The sequence below is a fragment of the Bradyrhizobium sp. SEMIA genome (assembly GCF_014844175.1).
GTDB lineage: Bacteria > Pseudomonadota > Alphaproteobacteria > Rhizobiales > Xanthobacteraceae > Bradyrhizobium > Bradyrhizobium arachidis.
Genome location: NZ_CP046601.1, coordinates 3,196,971 through 3,219,225, shown reverse-complemented (window position 1 = coordinate 3,219,225; position 22,255 = coordinate 3,196,971). Strand labels below are relative to the sequence as shown.

The window sequence follows — 22,255 nt, the reverse complement described above, 5'->3', positions numbered from 1 at the left end:
ATGCGTCACGCCCAAGGTGATGAACGCATCGCACCTATCAGGGCGACTGAAGCTGCGCGAGGGGCAAAGGCGCACCTGCACGAAAACTGCAAAAGACTCCTGAAACCGTGCAGACGAAGGCCCCGGCTTCTGCGCAAGCGCCGTGCAGACTGCACGATATCGCTATTCACCAAAGGTCATTTGCAGATGACGAGCCTGGCTACGACGCCGACGACGGACATCCAACCGATCAGGCCTTCGACAGTATCGGCCAAGCTCGCGATGGCGCTGGTGCTCGCCGCACTCGCCGACTGGCTGTTCTATGGCCAGCGGGCCGGGCTATCGCTGGTCGTGTTTGCGGTCGCAATCGTCTGCGCCTCGCTCCTCGCCAACCACGCGTCCCTGGACATCCGCCGCGCGGCGATCGGTGCCGCCGTCATCATCCTCGGACTCGTGCCCGTTATCGAAGAGCTCAACACGCTTTCGTTCCTGATCCTCATTATAGCGCTGGTCATCGCCCTGCTGCTGGCAACCAATCCTGAAACGACCGGCCTCGCCGACCGCGCCCGCGCGCTGCGAAACTTCGTCCTGTTCGGCCCCTTCAGAGTCTTCCCCGACGCGCTTCAGGTCTTCAACATGTCGGCGTTCACGCGCGGCATCGCGCTGTGGCTGATGCCGGTGGTGCTGGGCACCGTGTTCGTCGCGCTGTTCGCCGCCGCCAATCCCGTGATCGAGCAATGGGTCTCGCTGCTTAATCCAAAGATCATCCTCGAATATGTCCGCGTCCCGCGCGTGCTGTTCTGGATCCTGATGCTGGCGCTGGTCTGGCCGTTCATCCATGTGCGCTGGCGGCGCAAGAAGATTGCCATAACCACCCAAACCGATGTCGCTGAGCCAGAGCCGCTTGCGCCCTTCATCTCGCCGGAGTTTCTGGGTCCCTCCACCATTCTGCGCTCGCTGATCCTGTTCAACCTGCTGTTCGCGGCGCAGTCCGTGCTCGACGGCATCTATCTCTGGGGTCGCGTCGCGCTGCCCGATAATGTGACCTATGCGGCCTATGCCCATCGCGGCGCCTATCCGCTGATCGTGACGGCCCTGCTCGCCGCCGCCTTCGTGCTGGTCGCGATGCGCCCGGGTGGCCCGGCCGAGAAATCCAGGGTGATCCGGCCGCTGGTCTATCTCTGGGTCGGGCAGAACGTGTTGCTTGTCGCCTCCTCCATCCTCCGCCTCGACCTCTATGTCGACATCTACATGCTGACCTATTGGCGGATCGCGGCCTTCATCTGGATGGGGCTGGTCGCGCTCGGGCTGATCCTGATCGTCGCTCGCATCGTGCTCGACCGCTCCAACGAGTGGCTGGTCAGCGTCAATCTGATCGCGCTGGCGGTTGCGCTCTATGGCTGCTCGCTGGTGAACCTCGATGCCTTCATCGCCAACTACAATGTCGCCCACAGCCGGGAGGCATCGGGCAACGGCGTGCAGATCGACATCAACTATCTCCTCACGCTCGGGCCGCAGGCGCTGCCCGCCATCGACAAGGCGATCATGCTCAGGCCCGGCAATCCCGAGAGCTGCCTTGTGTCGCGCCGCGACCGGCTTGTAGAACAGCAGCGCCAGGATCTGGCCTGGCGAAGCTGGGGCTTCCGAAACTGGCGGCTCCAGCGCAGGCTGGACGCCCAGGCGACGAATCAGCCGGCGGGCTGACGAGGCAGCGGAGAGATTCTTGGCGCATCGCATTCTCATCGTCGACGACGAGGGCCACATCCGCGAGGTCATCCGCGTCGCCCTGAAGAAGGCCGGCATGGACGTGATCGAGGCGCGCGACGGCAAGGAGGCGCTCACCCGCTTCGCCTCCGACAGGCCCGATCTGATGGTGCTCGACATCGGCATGCCGGAGTTCGACGGCCTCGACGTCTGCCGCGAGATCCGAAAAGTCTCCGACGTGCCGATCCTGTTCCTGTCGGCGCGCGACGAGGAGATCGACCGCATCCTTGGCCTCGAGATCGGCGGCGACGACTACGTGACAAAACCGTTCAGCCCGCGCGAGCTGGTGGCGCGGGTCAACGTCATCCTGCGCCGGCTCAGCCCGCGCAACGGCGAGGACAAGACAGGTCCGGCCGCGCTGGTGCAAGGCGGCCTCCTGATTGATCCCGAGCAGCATGTCGCGACCTTCGCCGGCACGCCGCTGAAACTGACCGCGATCGAGTTCGGCATCCTGCTCGCGTTCCTGACTCGGCCGACCTCGGTATTCAACCGCGAGCAGCTGATGCGCGCGGCCTACCAGCTCAACATCCAGGTCTCCGACCGCACCATCGACAGCCACATCCGCAATATCCGCGCCAAGCTCGCGGCGCAGAATTGCGAGAACGTGATCGAGACCATCCACGGCGTCGGCTTCAAGCTCGGCCGCTGCGAGAAAGAGGCATGAGCGCGGCGCCCGACAAATGGCGGCCGTCGCTCACCCTCGTGATCTTCACGGTGCTGGCGACGGTCGGCGTGCTGCCGCTGGTCGGCCTGTTCTTCTTCCGCCTCTACGACAACCAGCTGATCCGCCAGACCCAGGCCGAGTTGATCGCGCAGAGCCGCGTGCTCGCGACGATCTATGCGCAGGAGGTCACAGCAAGGCTCGGCAGCGGCCTCACGCTCGGCGCCGAGGTGCCGCCGAACATGCTGCCTGACCCCGGCGACCCCGTCACCCCGATCCGCCCCGCGCTCGACCTCACCGCCAACGATCTGCTCAGGCGGCGGCCGGATGCGCTGCCCGCGCCGCAAGCAGCTCAGCCTGCTTACGTCGAGATCGGCGCAAGGATGACCCCGATCATCCGCGAGACCCAGAAGGTGACGCTGGCGGGATTTCGCATCCTCGATCCTCAGGGCGTCGTGATCGCCGGGCGCTACGAGGTCGGGCAGTCGCTCGCCCATATCGAGGAGGTCGCGGACGCGCTGCACGGGCAGTACCGCGCCACCTTGCGCAACCGCGTGCCGGACAAGCCGCCGCCGCCGATCTATTCCTTCAGCCGCGGCCTCGGCGTCCACGTGTTCTCGGCGATGCCTGTCATCGTCAACAACCGCGTCGCCGGGGTGATTTACACCACGCGGACACCGAGCAACATCTTCGACCACCTCTACCAGGAGCGGGCTAAGTTCGTACTGGCCGGGCTCGCGGTGATCCTCGGCACCATCGCCATCGGCCTCGTGTTCTCCCGCACCATCACCCTGCCGATGCGCGAGCTGATCGACCGGGCCGCCAGAATTGGCCGCGGCGACCGCGAGGCGTTTCGGCCGCTGCGGCATTACGGCACCCGCGAGTTCGCCCAGCTCTCGCACAGCTTCCTCGGCATGGCCGAGCAGCTCGCTAGGCGCTCCGACTACATCGCGACGTTCTCGGCCCACCTCACCCACGAGCTGAAATCGCCGCTGACCTCGATCAAGGGCGCCGCCGAGCTGTTGCAGGACTCGGTTCAGGGCAAGGCTGGCAGCCTGACGCCGGCCGAGCAGAAGACCTTCATCGCCAACATCCTGTCCGACACCCAGCGGCTGGAGGCGATGGCGCAGCGGCTGCGCGAGCTGGCGCGGGCCGAGAGCCTGCCGCAGAACGAGCGGACGGAGCTGGCGCCCGTGATCGCCGACCTCAGGAGCCGGTTTCCGGCGAGCTCGATCGAAGCCAGCGGCAGCCTCGACCGTGCGATCGGGATGTCGTCGGAGAAGGCGCTGATCGTGCTCTCGCACCTCGCCGACAACGCGATGCGGCACAAGGCGGGGACAATCAGGCTGGAGGCGGTCGACGCGCGGACGACCCTGCTTGTGACGGTCAGCAATGACGGCGAACCGATCTCGGCGCCGAACCGCGCCAGGATATTTGATGCGTTCTTCACCACCCGGCGGGACCAGGGCGGTACCGGGATGGGCCTTGCGATTGCGCGCGCGGTGATGGCGAGCCATGGTTGCTCGATCAGGCTCAGGCCCACCGACGAAGGGGCCGCCTTCGAACTTCAGTTTCCAATCGCCTAGATCGCGAACACCCAGGCCGCGACGATGGTGCCGATGGTGACGAGACCTGCGATGGTCCAGCCGGCGGCGTATTCCAGCTCGGGATGACCGGTGGCCCGCATGATCTCTGCCGGATCGGCGGTATGCTTCTCTGCCATGACAGCCTCGCACGTTACTTCCCGCGTCAATAGATAAGTCGCATCAGCCGCCATTAGGTTCCATCACGGAAATGCGAGAAATGACGCAGCTAGGTTTGTTCGCCGATCCGGACAGCGGTCCCGCCGGGCTTCGCTATGCGGACAATTTTATCGACGCCGCCGCCGAGCAGGATCTGATCGGCCGCATCGCAGCATTGCCGCTCCAGCGCTTCCAGTTCGGCGCCTTCGAGGGCAACCGCCGCGTAGCCTCGTTCGGCTACCGCTATGACTACACGCTACAGCGGCTCACCGAGGCGGATCCGATCCCGGTGTGGGTGCTATCAGTCGCGCGCCGGGTCGAGGCCTGGGCCGGCCTCCCTGAGGGCAGCGTGCGGCAGGTGCTGTGCACCGAATACGAGGCCGGCGTCGGCATCGGCTGGCATCGCGACAAGCCGCATTTCGACAAGGTGCTCGGCCTGTCGCTGGGCTCGCCTTGCAAATTCCGCTTCCGCCGCCGCAGCGGCGACAAATGGCAGCGCCACACGCTCGAGGCCCTGCCGCGCTCGCTCTACATGATGGACGGCGAGGCGCGCTCGCAATGGGAGCACAGCATCCCGCCGGTCGAGGCACGCCGCTATTCCATCACCTTCCGGACCATGAAGCGGGTGTGACGGGGCAGCCCCAAACAAGACTGCGAAAACAACCCCATGCACAGTAGAAAGTCTCAACCGGCTCGAGGCGGGGTCGCACGCGACAAATATCTGACACATCGGTGCTAAACGGCCGCGCCGCCCAATCGATGCGGGATTGGCATCTTGCCTTCCAAATCCGGTTGCATGCTAGACTGGATGCCATCCAGGGCAGGAGGGATGCATGGCCGACAACAAGGCAAAGCGGGGCGGGGCCGATCGGGCGCTGATTGCGCTCACCGAGAAATACGAAGTCGCCTACTGGTCGAAGAAGTTCAAGGTGACGCCGGCCAAGCTGAAATACGCCGTCAAGAAGGTCGGCCATTCCGCCAGGAAGGTCGAGGAGTACATCAAGCTCCAGAAGCACCGTGCCGCCGACAAGAGCCGGATCGCGCTCAGCGAGCCCTACGAGGTCCGCTACTGGTCGAAGAAGTTCAAGATCACTCCGGCCAAGCTGAGGCTCGTGGTGGGCGCGGCCGGCCATTCTTCCAAGAAGGTCGAGGCCTATCTCGCGGCCCAGAAGGCGGCGAAGAAGAAAAAAGCCAAGAAAACTACGAAGAAGACCACGAAGAAGGCCGCCAGGAAGGCCGCCACGCGCAAGAAAGCCGCCTGAAACGGCAGGTCGGTGGAGCAAAGATGAAATCCGTTCGATCGATCCTCGCCTGCGGCCTCATCGCTGCCTGCGCGCAAAGTGCCGCCGGCGCCTCCGATGCAGCACCTGCAAAAGTCTCGGGCTCGACGGCGCTGGCGCTCGCGGGCGTGATCGCGCCGCTGTCGCCGGACCTGACAGGGCCCGAGAAGAAGGCGATGGCGATGCTGTTCGCCGCCAATGCCGACATTCCCTACAAGAAGCCGATCGTGGTGACGGCGGACAAGATCGTCTGCCGCACCGGCAATGTCGATATCACCGTCCGCAACTGCGAGGTGAGCTTCGGCAAGAAGACCAAGACCGTGAACGGCTCCACCGCAAACGAGATCTTCGCCACGGAAGCGCTGGCGGGCGTTCCGCCTGACGGCGCGGCCGGATCGAATTTCGAGAGCCTGAGCAAGCTGAGCTGCACGATCGACCCCAACGCGATCAGGCGGAAGGACGGCAGCGGGGCGGATTGCACGTTCCAGCCGGGGAATTGAGGCCCCGAGAGGCGGCCAACAGCGCCGTGAAATCGCCTCAAGCCCAGCTAACTAATAAGGCGAATTGAAAAGACAGGCCCGATCGGCGACCCATGATAAGGCGCGCAAGGCCGGCACCAATATGAAGAATTATCTCGCATTTTTCCTGCTTCTGACCGTCACGACAGCCTCAGCGCATGGCCCGATGCCTGCGCGGCTGCCCACCCCGTCCGATCTTGTCCTGGCAGGCCTCACCGATTCCGACACGACCGCCGGCGGCACCGCGCGGCTGTGCGAGGATGTCACCTTCTCGCGCGGCCTGCGCTATGGCGAGAGCGAAGCCAACGTGCTCGACGTCGCCGCCAGCACGACCAAGGCGACGACGCCGCGGCCGGTGCTGGTGTTCGTGACCGGCGACACCTTCACCGGCGACCGTGGGGCGCCGGACATATCGCGCGAGGTCCAGGACCAGGCGATGTGCTTTGCCGCGCGCAACGACATGATCGGGGTGCGGGTCAATTATCGCCTGGCGCCTGCGGCGACCTGGCCGGTCGGCGCGACCGATGTCGCGGCGGCGCTGTCCTGGGTCCGCGGCAATATCGATCTGTTCAATGGCGATGCCCGCGAGATCGTCGCGGTCGGCTACGGCGCCGGCGCGTTCCATGTCGCAACCTTGCTGGCGCATCCCGAGCTCCAGACCGATCGCGCCGAGGTCGCCGCCGTGGTGCTGGTGTCCGGGATCTACCGCGCCGGCAAGGACGCCAGCGACAGCGTGAAAGCCTATCTCGGCTCGGACGCCGCTCAGTATGACAAGCGGTCGGTCTATCCCGGGATCCTCAATGTCGATGTGCCCATCGTGCTGGCCTGGGCCGCGGACGATGCTGCCAATCTCGTCGCACAAGGCGAGACGCTGAAAAAGACGCTCTGCGGCGCCGGCCACTGTCCGCGCAGCGCGCTGCTGCGCAGCCGCGACAGCATCGCCGCGGCGTTCGGGCTTGATGGTTCGGGCGACAGTCTCGCCGAGCCGACACTGCTGCTGGTGCATCAGCTGGAGGCACGCGGGCTACCGTAGCAGGTACGGTCGAGGGCCAGCTCCGGCAACGACATGGCCGGACCGCACTTGTGGGCTACGCCCCTAACCGCGACAATCAGTCCATCACCGTCACCCTGAGGTGGCCGCCTCTTCGGCGGCCCTCGAAGGGCGACGGCCCAGCTCTCTCCACGCGGCCACGGCGGTGGCCGTGCATCCTTCGAGGCTCCCCGTGGGACGCTCTGCGTCCCACGTTTCGCACCTCAGGATGACGGAGTTGATGCGAAACGTTTGGTCTCAGACCTGAATGCACCGGCGCGTCAGCACGCCTGCCGCTTTCGTCCGCACCGCCGGATGCGTCGCAGTGAAGCGGGCGCCTCGGCCACAGGAATGCCAAACGCTTGACCTAAATCAAGCGGCCTTGGAGCGGATCGGGTCGACCTCGTTGGGGGCCAACGACAAGGTGTCGAACATGCGCGTCACCGGCAGACTGCTGTTCGTTCTCATCGTCGCTTTCGCCTCGCTCGGGGCGATGTCGCAGCAACACACCGAACAACCCGCAACCGACAACGAGATCCGCATCGGCAATGTCATGCCGTATTCGGGGCCGCTCTCGGAGTTCGGCGCGATCGGCACCGCGGAGGCCGCGTATTTCGACATGGTCAATGCGCGCGGCGGGATCAACGGCCGCAAGATCCGCTTCATCACGCGCGATGACAATTCCGATCCGGCGACCGCGCTGGACCTGACCCGCAGCCTGGTCGAGAAGGACGGCGTGCAGCTGATGTTCGGCTCGTTCGGCACGCCCGGCAATATCGCGACGCGCTGGTATCTGAACGAGAAGAGAATCCCGCAGCTGTTCGTCGCCTCCGGCGACGAGGAGCTGAGCCAGGCCAAGGCGTTTCCGTGGACCATGGGCTGGCAGCCCTCGTTCCGCTCCGAAGGGCGCATCTATGCCAATTACATCCAGGCCTACTACCCCCGGAAGAAGATCGTGGTGCTCTGGCAGAACGATCAGTTCGGGCGCATGCTCTACAAGGGCATCCAGGAAGGGCTCGGCGATCTGAACCGTCAGGTCCTCGTCGACATCGCCTTCGACATCAATGACGAGCATCTCGACGGCCACGTCTCGATCCTCAAGCGCGCGGGCGCCGACATCTTCGTCTTTCTCGGCGTGCCGTCGACGGCGTCCAAGGTGATCAAGCTGGCGGCCTCGCTGAACTGGCGCCCGGTCTTCATCGTCAACGATGCCTCCGCCTCGATCGCCAATGCGATGGCGCCGGCGGGCCTCGAAAATTCATCCGGCGTGATCTCGGCGGCGTTCCTGAAGGATCCGAGCGATCCCGCCTGGAAGGACGATGCCGGCATGAAGGATTGGTTCGCCTTCATGGACAAGTACCATCAGATCGAAAGCACCAACAGCAGCGCGGCGGTCTACGGCTACGCCGCGGCCGAGGCGCTGACGAAGGTGCTGAAGCAATGCGGCGACGATTTTTCGCGCGACAACATCATGCGGCAGGCGGCATCGCTGAAGGCCTATCAGCCCTCCGTCGCGCTGCCCGACATCCGGATGAACACCTCGCCGGACAGCTATCTGCCGATCCGGCAGATGCGGCTGGTGCAGTTCGACGGCCGCTCCTGGCAGCCGTTTGGCGACGTGATCGAGACGGCGTTCACGGAGGGGGCGGCGAGGTGAGGTGACTGAGGCGCCGCGTTGGCGCTTCGCTGCAGTCAGCGTGACGATCATACTCGCACCTTTTGCTGGGCCACCCCTCTCCCCCGCCCTCCCCCGCAGGGGGAGGGAGCGCAGCGGAGCATGCGGCGACACCTCGCCTCAATCCGACTTTCGCAAATTGACTAGAGCGCACTCGCGCCACAACAAAGGTGCGTTCCCTCCCCCCTTGCGGGGGAGGGTTAGGGAGAGGGGTTCACACGGGGACTCTCTCGATAAGAGCTGCGATGGCCCTCTCACGCCGGTTTCAGTGAGGCGAGCGCGTTCTCCAGCAGCGTGCGCACGCGGGCGGCGTCGCCTGACTTCACCACGGCGGGATCGAGATAGAGCTCGAGGCCGGGCGCGCGCTCGGTGATGATGCCGCTGCTTTCGGCTGCGGCATCGTTCAGCGCGTCGACCGAATAGGGAATCACCTCGCGGCTGATGCCCTTCATCGTGATCGCCGGCAGCGCGTGGGCTCGGACGATGTCGCTGACGAGGGCGAAGGTCTCGTAGCTCAGCACGATGCCGCCGGGCTCGGCGATCGACTGCAGGCGCGCGGCGAGGTTCGCTTCCGCGCCGATGATGGTGTAGTCCATGCGGTCGCTGCTGCCGAAATTGCCGACATTGCAATAGCCGGAATTGATGCCCATGCGCGAGCGGAACGGCTGCTCGATGCCGGACGCTCGCCATTTCGCGTTGAGCTCGGCGAGGCGCTGCTGCATGCGCCAGGCCATCTGGAGGCAGGCCTGCGCGTCGGCGCGGTCGCCCTTGGTCTCGGGATCGCCGAAGAAGATCAGCATGGCGTCGCCGATGAACTTGTCGACCGTGCCGCCATGCTCATGCGCGATCGCCGACATCTCCGTGAAATATTCGTTGAGGAGCTGGGTCAGCAATTCGGGCTGAAGCCGCTCGGTGGTCGCGGTGAAGTTCTGGATGTCGGAGAAGAAGATGGTGAGCTTCTTGCGCTCGGTGTGGATGGTGACGTCCTTCTGGCCGGAGAAGATGCTCTTGTAGACCTGCGGCGGGATGTAGCGCGAGATCTTCATCGACAGCGAGGCGAGGAAGTCGTTGGCGGATTCGAGCTCCTTGTTCATGGTCTTGATGCGGCTCGCCTGCCGGCGCTGGAGCGAGAGGAACGAGAGCCCGCTGCCCGCGGCGATCAGGAAATAGGCCAGCAGGAATTTGAACGAGAAGATGTTGGCGGCGATCGGCTGGGCGATGATCACCTCCTGGATGCCTCTGATATCACCGACCTTCCAGTCCTTCTTCGGGCTTTCGGGGTGGCTGTTGTGGCAGCTGACGCAGGCCGGGCCCATCGTGACGGGCGCGACCAGGCGGACCTTGTCGGAGAACAGCGAAGTCTCGGTATCGACGATCTTCTGCTCGGGGTCCTTGCGCAGCGCATCGAGCGCGTCCTTCTCGAACTTGTCGAGCTGGTGCGGGGCGCGGTTCTGGAACGGGAAATCCGAGACGAAACGATAGGTGATGTTCTCCTGCTGCGCGCCGATCACCCGCCCAAGCTCCAGCGACAATGTCGCGGGGATCGGAATCGCGCCGGGGACGGATTCATAATTGTGCACGACTTTGGTGGTGCCGTTGGGATTGGCGAGGATGCGCCCGACCACGTTGGAGGCATAATAGCTGCGAACGCTCGTGATCACCGAGTTGAGATCGGCGGCCTGCCGGCGCAGCGCCGTCTTGCTGAGTTCGGTCAGGTCCAGCCAGACCGCGAGCGGCAGCGCGAGCAGGAGGAAAGCGATCGCGGCGCCCGTCAGGAGGCCGCTCTTGCGCTGCTCTTCGGAGATCTCTTGTTTCACTCTGTGGCTCCGTTGTGTGCGATTTTGCCGCAAATCTCTCCGGATTTGCGGCGCAGCCTGCGGCGGCACAGAGCCAATAAACACAGGTTCGCGCAACCCCATTTTATGGTGGTCGCGGCAGCCACCTTTTCGTTTCATGATGATTGTTTAAGATCGGCCTGAACCTGCATTTCACGCCGCCGGGAGACCCTGGAATGACCGATATCCGCATCAAGCGCTTCGATGCGCGCCCCGTGATCGCGCCGATGAACCTGCCGCTCCAGACCTCGACCGGCGCGGTCGCCAAGGCGCCGCTGGTGCTGATCGACTGCGAGACCGACCAGGGCGCGGTGGGGCATGCCTATCTGTTCTCGATCACGCCGTCGGCCCTGAAGCCGCTGACCGCGATGGTCACGGAAATGTCAGAGCTGCTTGCGGGCGATCCGCTGCTGCCGTTCGAGATCGAGCGGAAGCTGACCCAGCGCTTCACGCTGCTTGGCCTTGCCGGCCTGCAGCGCCTGGCGCAATCCGGCATCGACATGGCGGCATGGGACGCGCTGGCCCGCAGCAAGGGCCTGCCGCTGGCGCGCCTGCTCGGCGGCGCGCCGAAACCGGTCAAGGCCTACAATTCGAAGGGCCTCGGCATCATGCCGGCGGGCGCCGCTGTGGAAGAAGCCCAGAAGCTGCTGGCCGAAGGTTTTCACGCCGCGAAGATCCGCGTCGGCCGGCCCGATGCGCGGGACGATCTCGCCGTGGTGCGTGCGGTGCGCAAGGCCGTTGGCGACGAGGTGACGCTGATGTGCGACTACAACCAGGCGCTGACGGTGACCGAAGCGATCCGCCGGGGCGAGATGCTCGACGACGAGGGCCTGACCTGGATCGAGGAGCCGATCCGCCACGACGACTATGAAGGCAATGCCCGCATCACGGACGCGCTGCGCACGCCGGTCCAGATCGGCGAGAATTTCGACAGCGCGTTCTCGATGCAGGCGGCACTGGCCGCCGAGGCGTCCGATTACGTGATGCCTGACGTGCAGCGCATCGGCGGCGTCACCGGCTGGCTGCGCGCCGCCGCGCTCGCGCACGCTGCCGGCATCGAGATGTCCGCGCATCTATTCTCGGAGGTCAGCGCGCATCTGCTCTGCGTAACCCCGACCGCGCACTGGCTGGAATATGTCGACTGGGCCGACGCGGTGCTGGCGAGCCGGCTGAAGATCAAGGACGGCTTTGCGCTGCCTAGCGAGGAGCCGGGGAACGGGATTGCGTGGGACGAGGCGGCGGTCGCCAAATATCTCGTCAAATAAGGCCGCCTGTCGCCGCGTCGATCACCGATCGACGGGCCTACGACCGAACAGCGGCCACCATGTTCAGCTCGACCGGCGCTCCCCGCGGCAACTCGGCGACGCCGACGGACGTCCGCGTATGACGACCGCGATCGCCGAGGCGTTCGATCAGCCGATCGGAGGCACCGTTCATGACTTGCGACTGTTGGGTAAATCCAGGCGCCGAAGCAACATATCCCACGACCTGCAAAACCTGGACGATCTTGTCCTCTCCACCTGTCGCGTGGTTGATGGCCGCAATACAGAGATCGGCGCAGAGGGAAGCAGCCTCTTGTGCGGCCGCGATATCGACGCCTGCACCGACCTTGCCTGCGTACAGCAGATCTTCGCCGCGACGCGGCAGCTGACCACTCACATACGCAATTCCACCATGGATGATCACCGGCAGGTAGTTGCCGCCGGGCTTGTTTACGTTGCTCATCTCGCCAATCTGCCTTCTTTTCACATCCGGCGACGCGACACGTCTCGACGAGACATTGCCGCGGTGGATGACCGAACAATGGCAGGCAGCCAACAGCGGATCAAGACCGCGAAGCCGTTATGCCGACGACGGCGCACCAGCTGGAATATGTCACCTCGCCCTGCAGGTGGTGCCAGGGAGCGGGCCGCCCTCACCGCGCCGCCGCGTTCAGATCCATGGTCTCGAGCAGGCTGTTCTGGCGCCAGTCGATGAAGGCGTCCTTGAGGCGGCTCACCTCGCCGGCATGCTCGGGCACGCCCCAGAGATTGTGCTGCTCGAGCGGATCGGTCTCGAGGTCGAACAGCTGGCCGTCCGCGGCCCCGTGGATGAATACGACCTTCCACCTGTTATCGCGGACCATGGTGATCAGCCGCGCACCGGTCATGGCGACGTCGCCGGCCTGCTCGGAGAACACGAAGTCTCGGCCGGCCCATTCCTCGCCCTTCAGCGCCGGCAGCAGGCTGTGCGCCTGACACGGCTTTGGATGCTGTGCGCCGGCGAGGTCGAGAATGGTCGGGCCGAGATCGAACAGCTGGCATTTTTCGCGGATGCGGCGGCCGTCGGAGAACAGGCTGGGCGACCAGAAGAGCAGCGGGATACGCGTGACAGGCTCGTACATCGACCATTTCTGGCTGAGACCGTGCTCGCCGAGATTGTCGCCATGGTCGGACATGAAGATGACGACGCAATTGTCGAGATAGCCCTTGTTGTCCAGCATCTCGATCAGGCGGCCGATCTGCTCGTCGATCATGGTGACGTTGGCGTAGTAGTGCGCGCGCAAGCGGCGCATCTCTTCGTGCGTCGGCGCGAGCTTCCATGACACCGCGTCGTGGTCGACCTCGGTGTCGTGCCGGCGCTTCTCCTTCAGATACGCCGGCAGGCCCTCGATCTCGGCCTCGGTCGGCTGCGGCACCGGCAGGTCGTTGCGGGCGAGATAGTGCTCCAGATATTCCGGGAGCGGATCATAGGGCGGATGCGGTCCGGGCAGGCCGATCTGCATGAACAGCGCCTCGGGCTTGGGGCGCGTCTCCAGCCACCACATCGCGGTTTCCGCGACGAAGATGTCGGGATGCAGCGATTTCGGCATCTCCCAGGTGAAGGCGCCCATGCGGTCGCCATAGTCAGGCAGGCTGCGATAGCCGGCGCGCGACGGCTTGGTCAGCTTGTGCGCGGCAAAGGCCTTGTCGAGCTCGTCGGCGAACCAGCGTCCCTCGAAGAAGCGATCCTTGTTCTCGACCACGAAGCGCTCGTGGAAGCCTGCCTTCGCGTCATAGGGGATGGTGTGCATCTTGCCGACATTGACGCAGTGATAGCCGGCTTCGCCGAGATTGCTGACCCAGGTCTTCTGCCAGTGCTGCCCGTTCTTCAGCACGCCCGAGGCATGCGGATAGAGACCGGAGAACAAAGCCGCGCGCGAGGGCACGCAGCTCGGCGCGTTGATGAAGCAATTGTCGAAATAGACGCCCTCGCGCACCAGGCGATCGAGATTCGGCGTCTTCATGTAGGGATGGCCCGTCGCCGCAATCGTGTCGAACCGTTGCTGGTCGGTCATGACCAGGATGATGTGGGGCTTTGTCACGATGGTTTTGTCCTGCGCGGCGTTGAGACAATAGAAAATATGTCTGACATAATAATTCTTGTCAAACCGCAGCCTGCAGGATTATCCTGCAGATATGAGCCATAATTTCTGGCGGCCGCCCCATTCGCACGTGCAATAAATCAGACATTTAATTCCACGAATCCGGGATCAACGTGGCAAAATCTCCTAGCAAGGACAGCGCGCAATCGAGCGCCCAGGTCGCCCGCGAGGTGGCGCGGCTGATCCTGACCGGCGTGTGGCGCGAGGGCACGACGCTACCGCGCGAGATCGAGCTGGCGTCGCGCTTCGATGTCAGCCGCGCCTCGATCCGCGAGGCGCTGTCGCTGCTGAAGGCGAAAGGCCTGATCGCCTCGAAGCAGAAGGCCGGCACGCATGTCCGCGCGCGCTTCGACTGGAACATGCTCGACGAGGAGCTCTTGAACTGGACGCTGTCGGCCTTGCCGACGCAGGAGTTCGCCAAGCAGATCATGGAGGTCCGCCGCATCGTCGAGCCCGAGGCCTGCGCGATCTGCGCGCTGCGCGGCACCGACGAGGATTTTGCCCGGATCGAGCGCGCCTATCGCGGCATGGACGCAGCCGGCATGGACCGCGCTGCCTATGCCGAGCCGGATTTGCAGTTTCACCGCGGCATCCTGATCGCCACCGGCAACGATTTCCTGATCGCCTTCGGCGCGACGGTGGCCGCGGCCCTGCGGATGTCGTTCAACCTGTCGAGCACCAATCCCGGCGCGCCGCGCAAGAGCCTGCCCTATCACCGCGCCGTGCTCGACGAGATCTGGGCGCGCAATCCGGACGGTGCGCGCCAGGCCATGCACAAGCTGATGGATCTCACCGAAGGAAACATCGTCACGGCCATGTCGCGCCAGAAGAAAAAGGACGCCGAGGACGAGAACGCCCGCAGCAGACGGGCGCGTTGACACCGGCAAACAATAATCGAGGGAGACAAACATGAAGACCGCATCGCGCGCGAGTTCGCTCACCCGCCGTAAATTGCTCAAGGCCAGCGCCGCGACCGCCGCGCTCGCGGCATTCCCCGCACCGCTGATCGCACAGACAAAACCGTTTGCCGGCGTCACCTTGCACGGCGCCTCGTTCCAGCACCGCTTCTTCACGCTGCTGCAGAAATACATTCCCGAGTTCGAGGAAAAGACCGGCATGAAGGTCGACCTCCAGCTCTCCGCGCTGCCCGTCTACAACCAGCAGGCCAATCTCGAATTGTCCTCGGGCGGCTCGGCCTATGATTTCGTCAACGTCACCTTCACGCTCGCGACCCGCTGGATCGCGGCGGGCCTGCTCGCCAACCTCGACGAGTTCACGGGCGATGCCAATCTGACGCCTGCCGACTGGAATCCGAAAGACTTCGTCGACGGCGCGCAGGTGCCCTATCGCGACGCCAAGGGTGCGACCTACGGCTACTCCTGGGAAGGCGGCGCGATGCTGATGGGTCTGTCGCGCATGGACCTGATGGAGAAGAAGGGGCTGAAGATCCCCAAGACCTTCGCCGAGCTTCAGCAGGTCTGCGCCGAGATCAACGGCACCGATGGCGTCAGCGGCCTGGTGTCGTGGTTCCTGCACAACTGGAACCTGCCGCCCTACATCCAGGGCTTTGGCGGCAACATCTTCAAGAATCCGCCCGGCGACCCGATGCCGGCGCTGAACACGCCCGAAGCGATCCAGGGCGTCGAGTTCTACGCGAACCTCCTGAAGAGCGCGCCGAAGGGCATTCTGACCTACACCGAGGACCAGGCCCGGCAGGCGATGCTGACCGGCCGCGCCAACATCTTCATCCATTCCAGCGCCTGGGTGACGCCGATCCTGCTCTCCGACGAGAGCAAGGTGAAGGAGACCTCGCGCGTGGTGCGCTCGCCCGCCGGCCCCGTGCACGACCATCCGGCCTCGAATAGCCAGGGGCTCGGCATTCCCAAGAACGCCAAGAACCAGAAGGCGGCGTGGGAATTCATCAAATGGGCGCTGTCGCCCGAGATCTCGATGAAGCTCGTCAAGGAGCATGGTCACTCCTCGGTGTGCCGGCGCTCGATCATCACCAGCGACGATTATCGCAAGCTCAACACTGTCAACGGCCAGGACCTTGGCGCGCTCTATCTCGAGGTGCTGGAGCTGCCGGGCAAGGGCGAGAACTACATGGCCTATCGTACGTCGAAGGAGTTCCCCATCGTCGGCGATGTCCTCAACAAGGCGTTCGAGCAGGTCGCCACCGGCCAGTTGCCGGCCAAGGACGCGATGAACGCAGCGCAAGATCAGGCCATCGCCGCACTCCGCCGTGCCGGGACAAAGCTTTGAGCGAGAGCGGAATTGGCCGAGAGTGGATTTGACTTGGAGCGCCGAAGGTTCATCGCCTTCGCGCTCACCCCGAGCCTGATCGTGCTGTTCGCGGTGGCGGTGCTGCCGGCGATCTATCTTATCGTAACGAGCCTGACGCCGTTCCAGCTGACGACGCCGGGCTCGGCCACCGATTTCAGCGATCCGTTCCGCAACTATGCCCTGCTGCCGGGCGACCCCCGCTTCGTCAACTCGCTGGCCGTGCAGGCCAAGCTCTCGGTCGCGAGCGTGCTGTTCCAGGTGCTGCTCGGCATGCTGCTGGCGCTGCTGCTGAACGTGCCGTCGCGCTTCGTCGAGTTCGCGCGCACCTTCTTCCTGATACCGATGGTGCTGCCGCCGATCGTGGTCGCGGTGATCTGGAAGCTGATCTACGCGCCCGACATCAGCCCGCTCTATTATGCGGCGCAGGCGCTGCATTTCACCCTGCCGGCGCTGACCTCCAGCGTCGACTTCGCGCTGACCGCGATCATCATCGCCGACACCTGGGAATGGCTGCCCTTCACCTTCCTGATGGTGCTCGCGGCGCTCCAGACCATTCCGGATGAATATTCGGAAGCAGCCCTCGTCGACGGCGCGAGCAAGCTTCAGATCTTCTGGTACGTGACGCTGCCCTTCATCACGCCGATCCTGGTGATCTCAGGCATGTTCCGCCTGATCGACAGCGTGAAGGCATTTCCGCTGATCTTCCTCCTGACCGGCGGCGGGCCAGGCACCGTCACTGAAGTCACGAACTACTATGCGTACCTTCTCGCCTTCGACACCAACGAGATCGGCTATTCGAGCGCTGTCACCGTGGTGATGCTGCTGCTTGTCTGCGGCATCAGCCTGGGCCTGGTCTGGATGGGCCGGCGCAAGGAGGCGCTGGCATGAGCGAATCCTCCCTCCGCAAGGCCACGCCCGGTCGGCTGGTCGCGATCACGGTCACGCTGCTGATTCTGCTCTCGCCGTTCCTGTGGCTGTTGCAGATGAGCTTCAAGACCAACGATCAGATCCTGCAATTCCCGCCACCTTTGATCTTCACGCCGACGCTTGAGAACTACATCTCGCTCTGGCACAGCGCGTTCTCGGCCTCCTTCGTCAACAGCCTGCTCAGCGCTTCGCTCTCGACCGCGCTGGCGCTGCTGTTCGGCGTGCCTGCCGCCTACGCGCTGTCGCGCTGGGCCGGACGCGGCAAGCATGCGCTTTCCTTTGCGATCCTGGTGACGCGCATGGCGCCGCCGATCGCGTTCACGATTCCCTTCTTCCTGTTCTACCGCTGGATCGGGCTGCTCGACACCATCACCGGCCTCGTGCTGGTCTACACCAGCTTCAATCTGCCGCTGGTGATCTGGATGATGCAGCCGTTCTTCGACACCATCCCGGTCTCGCTGGAGGAGGCAGCCCTCGTCGACGGCGCGCGGACGCGCACGGTGTTCACCAAGATCGTGCTGCCGATGGTGACGCCGGGCATCGCCGCGACCGCGATCCTGTGCTTCCTCTACGCCTGGAACGATTTCTTCTTCGCGCTGATCCTGACCCGGACCAATGCGCGCACCGCGCCGGTCGCGGTCGTCAACTTCATGAACTACGAGGGCTGGGAATGGGGCAAGATCGCCGCCGGCGGCTCGCTGGTGATGGCCCCGGTGCTGATCTTCTCGCTCGCAGTGCGGCGCTATCTCGTCTCCGGGCTCACCGCCGGCGCGGTCAAGGGGTGACATGATGAAAGCTTTGGGCCGGCGCGCCCCGATTGCGAAAGCGCCCGAAGCCGACTAACCATGCCCCATGACCACATGGCGGCCTCACCCTCACATCCGCGTCGTCGCGATCGGCCTGCACTGGCGGGACGGGCTGCTGTTGGCGGCGGAAGTGCGGGACGATGCGGGGCGGATCAAGGGCGTGCGCCCGCTCGGCGGCGCGATCGAGTTCGGCGAGAGCTGGCGGACAGCGCTCGTGCGCGAATTCAACGAAGAGCTCGGTATCGACGTCACCATCACGAGCGAGCCGCTGGTGATGGAGAACATTTTCGCGCACGAGGGATCGACCGGACACGAGGTGATGTTCGTTGCGGAGGTCACGTTCCCCGACGGCGCGTTCGGCGGCGAGGACCGCATCGACTTTCGCGAGGATAATGGAGAGGAGATCGTCGCGCGCTGGTTCAACCTCGCCGATCTCGACGCGGAGGGCGGGCCGAGCCTCTATCCGACCGGATTGAAGGAGGTGCTGCTTCGGACGGTCAAGAGCTGACCAACATCAAGAATGCTTATGCGCGTGCCTGCATCAATTGGAGCCATGAGTGACACAGCTTTATCGCGAGATCGATGACCGGTTGACAATCACGAGGCTCTCAAGCACAATTTTTGCCAGGTAGATACCGCCTGCCGCTTGCGCCCTTCGGGGTATGGTGAAGTGTATCAGACCGCCGCACGCTTCCTTTGCTCGAGCGAACGGGTCAGTAACGCAAGCCCTGACATTCTCCGTTCATATCGCAAAGGAATAGAAGATGCGCGATTTCCGCGACGCCAAGGTCATGGCGCAAACGCTTCGCGAAGCCCTCAGCAGCACCCGATCAGTCTCCCTCACCGTCAGCGAGAGCCTCGAGCTCGTCGCGAAGATGTTGGGCTTGGCCGATTGGAATGTGCTCGCCGCCAGAATCCGCTCGGCGGAGCAACCCGGCCCGGACCGCAATAACGAGGCGGGCAGAACAGTCGATGGTTCGGATCAATCCGGCTCGAAAGCCAAGGAGATTCAGTTGCCGCAAGCGACTCTGGATCGCTATGCCGGAACCTATCAATTCCATGGCGCTGTCTTCACCATCACGCGTGACAATGACCATCTCTCGGCACGGCTGACCGGCCAAGGCTCGGTTGCCTATTACGCGGTGAGTGAAACGGAATTCGTCGCGCGGGATATCGAGGTCGCGTTTCGTTTTACCCTCGGACCGGACGGGATTCCGACGGCCGTGATCCTGCACCAGCATGGCAACGACCACACCATGCAACGCATCGACGCAGCCGCAGCACAAGAGCTCCAGCGCGCGATCGAGACGCGCATGAGCAGCCGGTCCGCCAATCCCGGCAGCGCCGCTGCGCTTCGTCGTCTCGTCGAGAGCGTCGCAGCGGGCCAGCCCAACTATGGCGAAATGAGCGCATCTCTGGCTGAAGCTACCCGCAAGCAATTGCCGCGTCTGCAACCCGGCCTCGCCGATATGGGTCCGATCACGTCGATCGAATTTCTCGGTGTCGGCGCGCAAGGCCAGGACGTCTATTCGGTCTGGCACCAGGGCGGTGCCGCGTCGCACTGGCACATCACGCTTGGCAGCGATGGCACGATCATCTCGGCCTTCGTCACGGCGGGGCCATGATCTTCGCGGGGCGCCAGGCCGCCTACCACACCTCCGCCCCCGGTATTTTCTTGCGCACCGCGATGCGCTGGATCCAGAGGCAGCGACGGACCGACCTGTTGGAGCGGCCGACGGCGGAGATCCCCTCGCCGGCCTGAAGCAGCGGCGCCACGGTCTGCCGCAGCTCGCGGCAGCGCTGGAGCTCGGCTTGCCAGTCGATGACGGCAGCCTCGGCGCGTGACGCCATCAGGGCCAGCACCGCCAGGGCAAGACAGCCAGCCCGCATCATTTGCAGTCCCTTCACTGTGACCTGCCTCCATCGCGCCGGTAGCGGAAATTGCAATGAGGCGCGCCTTGCATGATCGTCTGGGTGCGCGTGAGCTTGACGTCGGGGCCGAACCCTTCCGCGGTCGCAAAGTCCGCGGTGCAGACCAGAAGGAAGCCGAGCTCCGGCTCGCCGAGCGCCTTGTAGAACTCGGCATAGGCGCAGCGCGTCACGTCGAACGCAAAGGCGTCCGGCGTCTGCTCGATCACGTCATAGGCGAGCGCGTCGTCGCGGGCGTAAGTCCTGAACGCCGAAGACACGGCCTTGCCGAGATCGGCTTCGTTCTTCGCCTTCCAGAACTCCTCGCCGAAGCCACGATAGAGATCGCCGAGCGCCTTGCGAACCAGCGCGTTGGCGCTTGCCTCGCCGAGTTCGGCCTGCAGCGCCTTGACCAGCGGCACCAGCACCTGCGCCTGGATCTTTGCTTGCTCGATGACGGACACGCTCATGGGCGGCCTCGTTGTCTGAAGGGAGATCGTACCCCGGATAGAGCCACCGGACGATAGCTCAACTTCGCGTTGGAGGCGAGCTTGCCTGGTGCGTGCCACGACATCCGATGGCCGCGACTAACCCTTCCGTGATCTCGGCGCTGCCGCCGATCGTGCAATTCTGAAAACGCGGCCGCAGCCATCGATGGTATGTCGATCACCATTCAAACGATGCTTGCCAATGACCAGAGGTGAACATGACCCGGCCCGAAACGTCTCCCAGCACCATCAGGCCACGACGATCTTCACGACGCGTTATGGCGGTGACTGCGGCGCTGTTTCTCGCTGCAACGTTCTGGTCGCCCGGAAGCGCGCGCGCCGCCGCAAATGACGCCGAGGCACGAGCCATCTTCGAAAAATTCATCGCGGCGCAGAATGCGCATGATGCGGACGCGGTAAAGGCCATGCTGCTGAATTCGCCCGGAACGCTGTTGTTTGCCAGAGGCATCGAGACGCGCGGCCGCGATGACGTCGCGGCCCGGTTCAAGACCTATTACGAGGGCACCTGGCACCTCGAGCCCGACATGTCGAAATTCCACGTCGCCGTGCTCTCGAACGAGGTCATGCAGATCCTCGTCCCCATCGTTTTCACGCGCGCGCTTCCGGGCAAACCGCCCCAGCAGAATACGTTTCTGATCAGCCAGACCTATGTTCAGGACGCGAACGGCTGGCACGTCGCCTCAATCATGCCGGTCGCGAATACGGAACTGAAATAGTCGGAGATCCCGGAGGGGCATCGTAGCCCGGATGGCGCGGAGCGCGATCCGGCCACGGGCTTGTGCCGCTCAGCTGCGCAGCAGCCGCAACGCCCGGCCCTTGTGCAGGGCGACGTGGCCGGTCTTGTCGCTCTTGATCTCGTATTGCGGATCGTCCGGGCTCGCGTGGTGCGTGTAGCCCTTGTAGTCGACGTCCCCGGTGTGGACGCGCAGGATATGGCCGCGCACCCGGCCAGCCTCGGAATTCCAGCTGACGTGATCGCCGCGCTTGAAGGCTTTTGTGGAGGTTTTGGGCATGGCGGAACAATGCCTGGCGCATGGGCACGTTCCAAGACGCCCCAGTCCGTCTACGCTCTCCGAGCTACGCCGGACACGCTTCGCCGTGATTTTCCAGGCTGTGCCACGCGAAGCCGAAGGCGAAGCGTGGTGGGCACGACAGGGATCGAACCTGTGACCCCTACCATGTCAAGGTAGTGCTCTCCCGCTGAGCTACGTGCCCTAATAGTCCACTTACGTCGGGTGGGGTCCCTATAACGGCTCAGGGGACCCGGCGCAAGGACGGAACAGGCCTGATTTAGGCCGCCAGCATCTTGTTCACTTCGCTGACCAATTCGCGCAGATGCACAGGCTTGGACAGCACCTTGGCGTTCTTGGGGGCGTCCGAATCCGAGTTCAGGGCGACCGCCGCAAAGCCGGTGATGAACATGATCTTGATGTCGGGATCGAGTTCCGAAGCCCGGCGGGCGAGCTCAATGCCGTCCATTTCCGGCATCACGATGTCGGTCAGCAGCATCTCGAACGGCTCTTCGCGGAGCCGCTGATAGGCGGCCATACCGTTGTCATGGGACGAGACCTGAAAACCGGCATTTTCCAGCGCCTTGACCAGGAAACGGCGCATATCGTTGTCGTCTTCGGCGAGCAGGATCTTTGGCATGGCAGGAAACGTCGAATCCCCAGAGGATATCAGCAGAGCTCACTAAGCCCGACAGAGGGTAAATTTGGGGTGAAAATCTTAACCCGCGCCGGCTCGCGCTGCCCGCTCCTTGTGAACCCGAACGGGCTGCGAATCAATCGAGCCGACGGAGCCGATCCCCACCTCGATGCCCGCACGGTTAAGACAAGTTCCAGCGCCCGTCACATCTTTTCGCTTGGCAGAATGGTTGCGATTCCGGACAATGACGACACATAAGAGCCGGTCGACCGGCCGAATCATTCGATC

24 protein-coding genes and 1 tRNA gene are annotated in these 22,255 nt (G+C 64.1%); 16 read left to right on the top strand and 9 right to left on the bottom strand.

The window, feature by feature from the left end; genetic code table 11:
* Window positions 1-186 precede the first annotated feature (186 nt).
* From FOM02_RS15785 to FOM02_RS15775, 3 genes are read left to right on the top strand one after another with little or no spacing between them, the layout of a single operon-like run.
* Window positions 187-1,683 (top strand): DUF4153 domain-containing protein, encoded by a 1,497-nt coding sequence (locus FOM02_RS15785; protein WP_027562942.1) that lies wholly within the window; start codon window positions 187-189, stop codon window positions 1,681-1,683.
* Window positions 1,684-1,702: 19 nt separating this feature from the next.
* Window positions 1,703-2,407, top strand: a complete 705-nt coding sequence (locus FOM02_RS15780) for a response regulator transcription factor (RefSeq protein ID WP_027562941.1) — start codon at window positions 1,703-1,705, stop codon at window positions 2,405-2,407.
* On the top strand, window positions 2,404-3,990 hold the full coding sequence (locus FOM02_RS15775; RefSeq protein WP_027562940.1) for an ATP-binding protein: 1,587 nt from the start codon (window positions 2,404-2,406) through the stop codon (window positions 3,988-3,990). Before FOM02_RS15780 ends, FOM02_RS15775 begins: the two co-directional genes overlap by 4 nt.
* Here FOM02_RS15775 and FOM02_RS15770 read toward each other — a convergent pair.
* Window positions 3,987-4,127: a hypothetical protein gene (locus tag FOM02_RS15770; RefSeq protein WP_007597071.1), complete on the bottom strand. Its 141-nt coding sequence runs from the start codon at window positions 4,125-4,127 to the stop codon at window positions 3,987-3,989. The two genes, FOM02_RS15775 and FOM02_RS15770, sit on opposite strands and share 4 nt — an antisense overlap.
* 80 nt (window positions 4,128-4,207) lie before the next feature.
* On the opposite strand from FOM02_RS15770, the gene FOM02_RS15765 reads away from it, so the two are divergent.
* The 5 genes from FOM02_RS15765 to FOM02_RS15745 all read left to right on the top strand — a co-directional run bounded on the left by FOM02_RS15765 (window position 4,208) and on the right by FOM02_RS15745 (window position 8,631).
* Window positions 4,208-4,777: an alpha-ketoglutarate-dependent dioxygenase AlkB gene (locus FOM02_RS15765; protein ID WP_027562939.1), complete on the top strand. Its 570-nt coding sequence runs from the start codon at window positions 4,208-4,210 to the stop codon at window positions 4,775-4,777.
* A gap of 202 nt (window positions 4,778-4,979) precedes the next feature.
* Complete coding sequence (locus FOM02_RS15760; RefSeq protein ID WP_027562938.1) at window positions 4,980-5,408, top strand: DUF3606 domain-containing protein; 429 nt, start codon at window positions 4,980-4,982, stop codon at window positions 5,406-5,408.
* Between the two features lie 23 nt (window positions 5,409-5,431).
* The gene (locus FOM02_RS15755; protein ID WP_027562937.1) at window positions 5,432-5,926 is read left to right on the top strand and encodes a hypothetical protein; all 495 of its coding nucleotides are present in this window, start codon (window positions 5,432-5,434) and stop codon (window positions 5,924-5,926) included.
* 121 nt (window positions 5,927-6,047) lie between these two features.
* A complete protein-coding gene (locus FOM02_RS15750) occupies window positions 6,048-6,977 on the top strand; it encodes an alpha/beta hydrolase (protein WP_322596987.1) in 930 nt (309 codons plus the stop codon).
* A gap of 430 nt (window positions 6,978-7,407) precedes the next feature.
* The gene (locus FOM02_RS15745; RefSeq protein WP_027562935.1) at window positions 7,408-8,631 is read left to right on the top strand and encodes an ABC transporter substrate-binding protein; all 1,224 of its coding nucleotides are present in this window, start codon (window positions 7,408-7,410) and stop codon (window positions 8,629-8,631) included.
* A gap of 272 nt (window positions 8,632-8,903) precedes the next feature.
* Here FOM02_RS15745 and FOM02_RS15740 read toward each other — a convergent pair whose 3' ends face one another.
* Window positions 8,904-10,466: an adenylate/guanylate cyclase domain-containing protein gene (locus FOM02_RS15740; RefSeq protein ID WP_027562934.1), complete on the bottom strand. Its 1,563-nt coding sequence runs from the start codon at window positions 10,464-10,466 to the stop codon at window positions 8,904-8,906.
* A gap of 194 nt (window positions 10,467-10,660) precedes the next feature.
* Here FOM02_RS15740 and FOM02_RS15735 point away from each other — a divergent pair, with 194 nt between their 5' ends.
* Window positions 10,661-11,749, top strand: coding sequence for an enolase C-terminal domain-like protein (locus FOM02_RS15735; RefSeq protein ID WP_027562933.1), 1,089 nt, complete (start codon window positions 10,661-10,663; stop codon window positions 11,747-11,749).
* A gap of 37 nt (window positions 11,750-11,786) precedes the next feature.
* Here the strand turns inward: FOM02_RS15735 and FOM02_RS15730 are convergent, their stop codons facing one another.
* Window positions 11,787-12,209: a RidA family protein gene (locus tag FOM02_RS15730; protein WP_027562932.1), complete on the bottom strand. Its 423-nt coding sequence runs from the start codon at window positions 12,207-12,209 to the stop codon at window positions 11,787-11,789.
* Window positions 12,210-12,399: 190 nt separating this feature from the next.
* Entirely contained in the window at window positions 12,400-13,827 is a 1,428-nt protein-coding gene (locus tag FOM02_RS15725) for a sulfatase (RefSeq protein ID WP_027562931.1), read from the bottom strand.
* Window positions 13,828-14,000: 173 nt separating this feature from the next.
* On the opposite strand from FOM02_RS15725, the gene FOM02_RS15720 reads away from it, so the two are divergent.
* From FOM02_RS15720 to FOM02_RS15695, 6 genes are all read left to right on the top strand, one after another.
* The gene (locus FOM02_RS15720; protein WP_051378333.1) at window positions 14,001-14,765 is read left to right on the top strand and encodes a FadR/GntR family transcriptional regulator; all 765 of its coding nucleotides are present in this window, start codon (window positions 14,001-14,003) and stop codon (window positions 14,763-14,765) included.
* A 31-nt stretch (window positions 14,766-14,796) separates the two neighbouring features.
* On the top strand, window positions 14,797-16,149 hold the full coding sequence (locus tag FOM02_RS15715) for an ABC transporter substrate-binding protein (protein WP_027562930.1): 1,353 nt from the start codon (window positions 14,797-14,799) through the stop codon (window positions 16,147-16,149).
* Between the two features lie 33 nt (window positions 16,150-16,182).
* Window positions 16,183-17,058, top strand: a complete 876-nt coding sequence (locus FOM02_RS15710) for a carbohydrate ABC transporter permease (RefSeq protein WP_199820253.1) — start codon at window positions 16,183-16,185, stop codon at window positions 17,056-17,058.
* The gene (locus FOM02_RS15705) at window positions 17,055-17,882 is read left to right on the top strand and encodes a carbohydrate ABC transporter permease (RefSeq protein ID WP_027562928.1); all 828 of its coding nucleotides are present in this window, start codon (window positions 17,055-17,057) and stop codon (window positions 17,880-17,882) included. Before FOM02_RS15710 ends, FOM02_RS15705 begins: the two co-directional genes overlap by 4 nt.
* 67 nt (window positions 17,883-17,949) lie before the next feature.
* Entirely contained in the window at window positions 17,950-18,411 is a 462-nt protein-coding gene (locus FOM02_RS15700) for an NUDIX hydrolase (RefSeq protein ID WP_027562927.1), read from the top strand.
* Between the two features lie 256 nt (window positions 18,412-18,667).
* Window positions 18,668-19,528 (top strand): glyoxalase superfamily protein, encoded by an 861-nt coding sequence (locus FOM02_RS15695; protein ID WP_027562926.1) that lies wholly within the window; start codon window positions 18,668-18,670, stop codon window positions 19,526-19,528.
* A gap of 22 nt (window positions 19,529-19,550) precedes the next feature.
* Here the strand turns inward: FOM02_RS15695 and FOM02_RS15690 are convergent, their stop codons facing one another.
* Both FOM02_RS15690 and FOM02_RS15685 read right to left on the bottom strand, forming a co-directional pair.
* Complete coding sequence (locus tag FOM02_RS15690) at window positions 19,551-19,796, bottom strand: hypothetical protein (protein WP_035732048.1); 246 nt, start codon at window positions 19,794-19,796, stop codon at window positions 19,551-19,553.
* Between the two features lie 11 nt (window positions 19,797-19,807).
* Window positions 19,808-20,281, bottom strand: a complete 474-nt coding sequence (locus FOM02_RS15685) for an L-2-amino-thiazoline-4-carboxylic acid hydrolase (RefSeq protein WP_027562924.1) — start codon at window positions 20,279-20,281, stop codon at window positions 19,808-19,810.
* 296 nt (window positions 20,282-20,577) lie between these two features.
* Here FOM02_RS15685 and FOM02_RS15680 point away from each other — a divergent pair, with 296 nt between their 5' ends.
* Window positions 20,578-21,036 carry a DUF4440 domain-containing protein gene (locus tag FOM02_RS15680; protein WP_231164150.1) on the top strand — a complete coding sequence of 153 codons (459 nt, stop codon included), beginning with the start codon at window positions 20,578-20,580 and terminating at the stop codon, window positions 21,034-21,036.
* A gap of 69 nt (window positions 21,037-21,105) precedes the next feature.
* On the opposite strand, the gene FOM02_RS15675 is transcribed toward FOM02_RS15680, so the two are convergent.
* The 3 genes from FOM02_RS15675 to cpdR form a co-directional block, all read right to left on the bottom strand.
* Entirely contained in the window at window positions 21,106-21,333 is a 228-nt protein-coding gene (locus FOM02_RS15675; protein WP_027562922.1) for a DUF2945 domain-containing protein, read from the bottom strand.
* 127 nt (window positions 21,334-21,460) lie between these two features.
* Window positions 21,461-21,535: transfer RNA gene (locus FOM02_RS15670), tRNA-Val, on the bottom strand.
* Between the two features lie 75 nt (window positions 21,536-21,610).
* A complete protein-coding gene (gene cpdR, locus FOM02_RS15665; RefSeq protein ID WP_007597092.1) occupies window positions 21,611-21,970 on the bottom strand; it encodes a cell cycle two-component system response regulator CpdR in 360 nt (119 codons plus the stop codon).
* Window positions 21,971-22,255: the final 285 nt, after the last annotated feature.

Coding starts and splice junctions, on each gene's coding strand:
- FOM02_RS15685 (WP_027562924.1), bottom strand. CDS start 20,281: ATGAGCGTGTCCGTCATCGAGCAAGCAAAGATCCAGGCGCAGGTGCTG.
- FOM02_RS15770 (WP_007597071.1), bottom strand. CDS start 4,127: ATGGCAGAGAAGCATACCGCCGATCCGGCAGAGATCATGCGGGCCACC.
- FOM02_RS15695 (WP_027562926.1), top strand. CDS start 18,668: ATGCGCGATTTCCGCGACGCCAAGGTCATGGCGCAAACGCTTCGCGAA.
- FOM02_RS15700 (WP_027562927.1), top strand. CDS start 17,950: ATGACCACATGGCGGCCTCACCCTCACATCCGCGTCGTCGCGATCGGC.
- FOM02_RS15735 (WP_027562933.1), top strand. CDS start 10,661: ATGACCGATATCCGCATCAAGCGCTTCGATGCGCGCCCCGTGATCGCG.
- FOM02_RS15785 (WP_027562942.1), top strand. CDS start 187: ATGACGAGCCTGGCTACGACGCCGACGACGGACATCCAACCGATCAGG.
- FOM02_RS15765 (WP_027562939.1), top strand. CDS start 4,208: ATGACGCAGCTAGGTTTGTTCGCCGATCCGGACAGCGGTCCCGCCGGG.
- FOM02_RS15690 (WP_035732048.1), bottom strand. CDS start 19,796: ATGATGCGGGCTGGCTGTCTTGCCCTGGCGGTGCTGGCCCTGATGGCG.
- FOM02_RS15675 (WP_027562922.1), bottom strand. CDS start 21,333: ATGCCCAAAACCTCCACAAAAGCCTTCAAGCGCGGCGATCACGTCAGC.
- FOM02_RS15745 (WP_027562935.1), top strand. CDS start 7,408: ATGCGCGTCACCGGCAGACTGCTGTTCGTTCTCATCGTCGCTTTCGCC.
- cpdR (WP_007597092.1), bottom strand. CDS start 21,970: ATGCCAAAGATCCTGCTCGCCGAAGACGACAACGATATGCGCCGTTTC.
- FOM02_RS15750 (WP_322596987.1), top strand. CDS start 6,048: ATGAAGAATTATCTCGCATTTTTCCTGCTTCTGACCGTCACGACAGCC.
- FOM02_RS15730 (WP_027562932.1), bottom strand. CDS start 12,209: ATGAGCAACGTAAACAAGCCCGGCGGCAACTACCTGCCGGTGATCATC.
- FOM02_RS15755 (WP_027562937.1), top strand. CDS start 5,432: ATGAAATCCGTTCGATCGATCCTCGCCTGCGGCCTCATCGCTGCCTGC.
- FOM02_RS15775 (WP_027562940.1), top strand. CDS start 2,404: ATGAGCGCGGCGCCCGACAAATGGCGGCCGTCGCTCACCCTCGTGATC.
- FOM02_RS15680 (WP_231164150.1), top strand. CDS start 20,578: ATGGCGGTGACTGCGGCGCTGTTTCTCGCTGCAACGTTCTGGTCGCCC.
- FOM02_RS15715 (WP_027562930.1), top strand. CDS start 14,797: ATGAAGACCGCATCGCGCGCGAGTTCGCTCACCCGCCGTAAATTGCTC.
- FOM02_RS15760 (WP_027562938.1), top strand. CDS start 4,980: ATGGCCGACAACAAGGCAAAGCGGGGCGGGGCCGATCGGGCGCTGATT.
- FOM02_RS15705 (WP_027562928.1), top strand. CDS start 17,055: ATGAGCGAATCCTCCCTCCGCAAGGCCACGCCCGGTCGGCTGGTCGCG.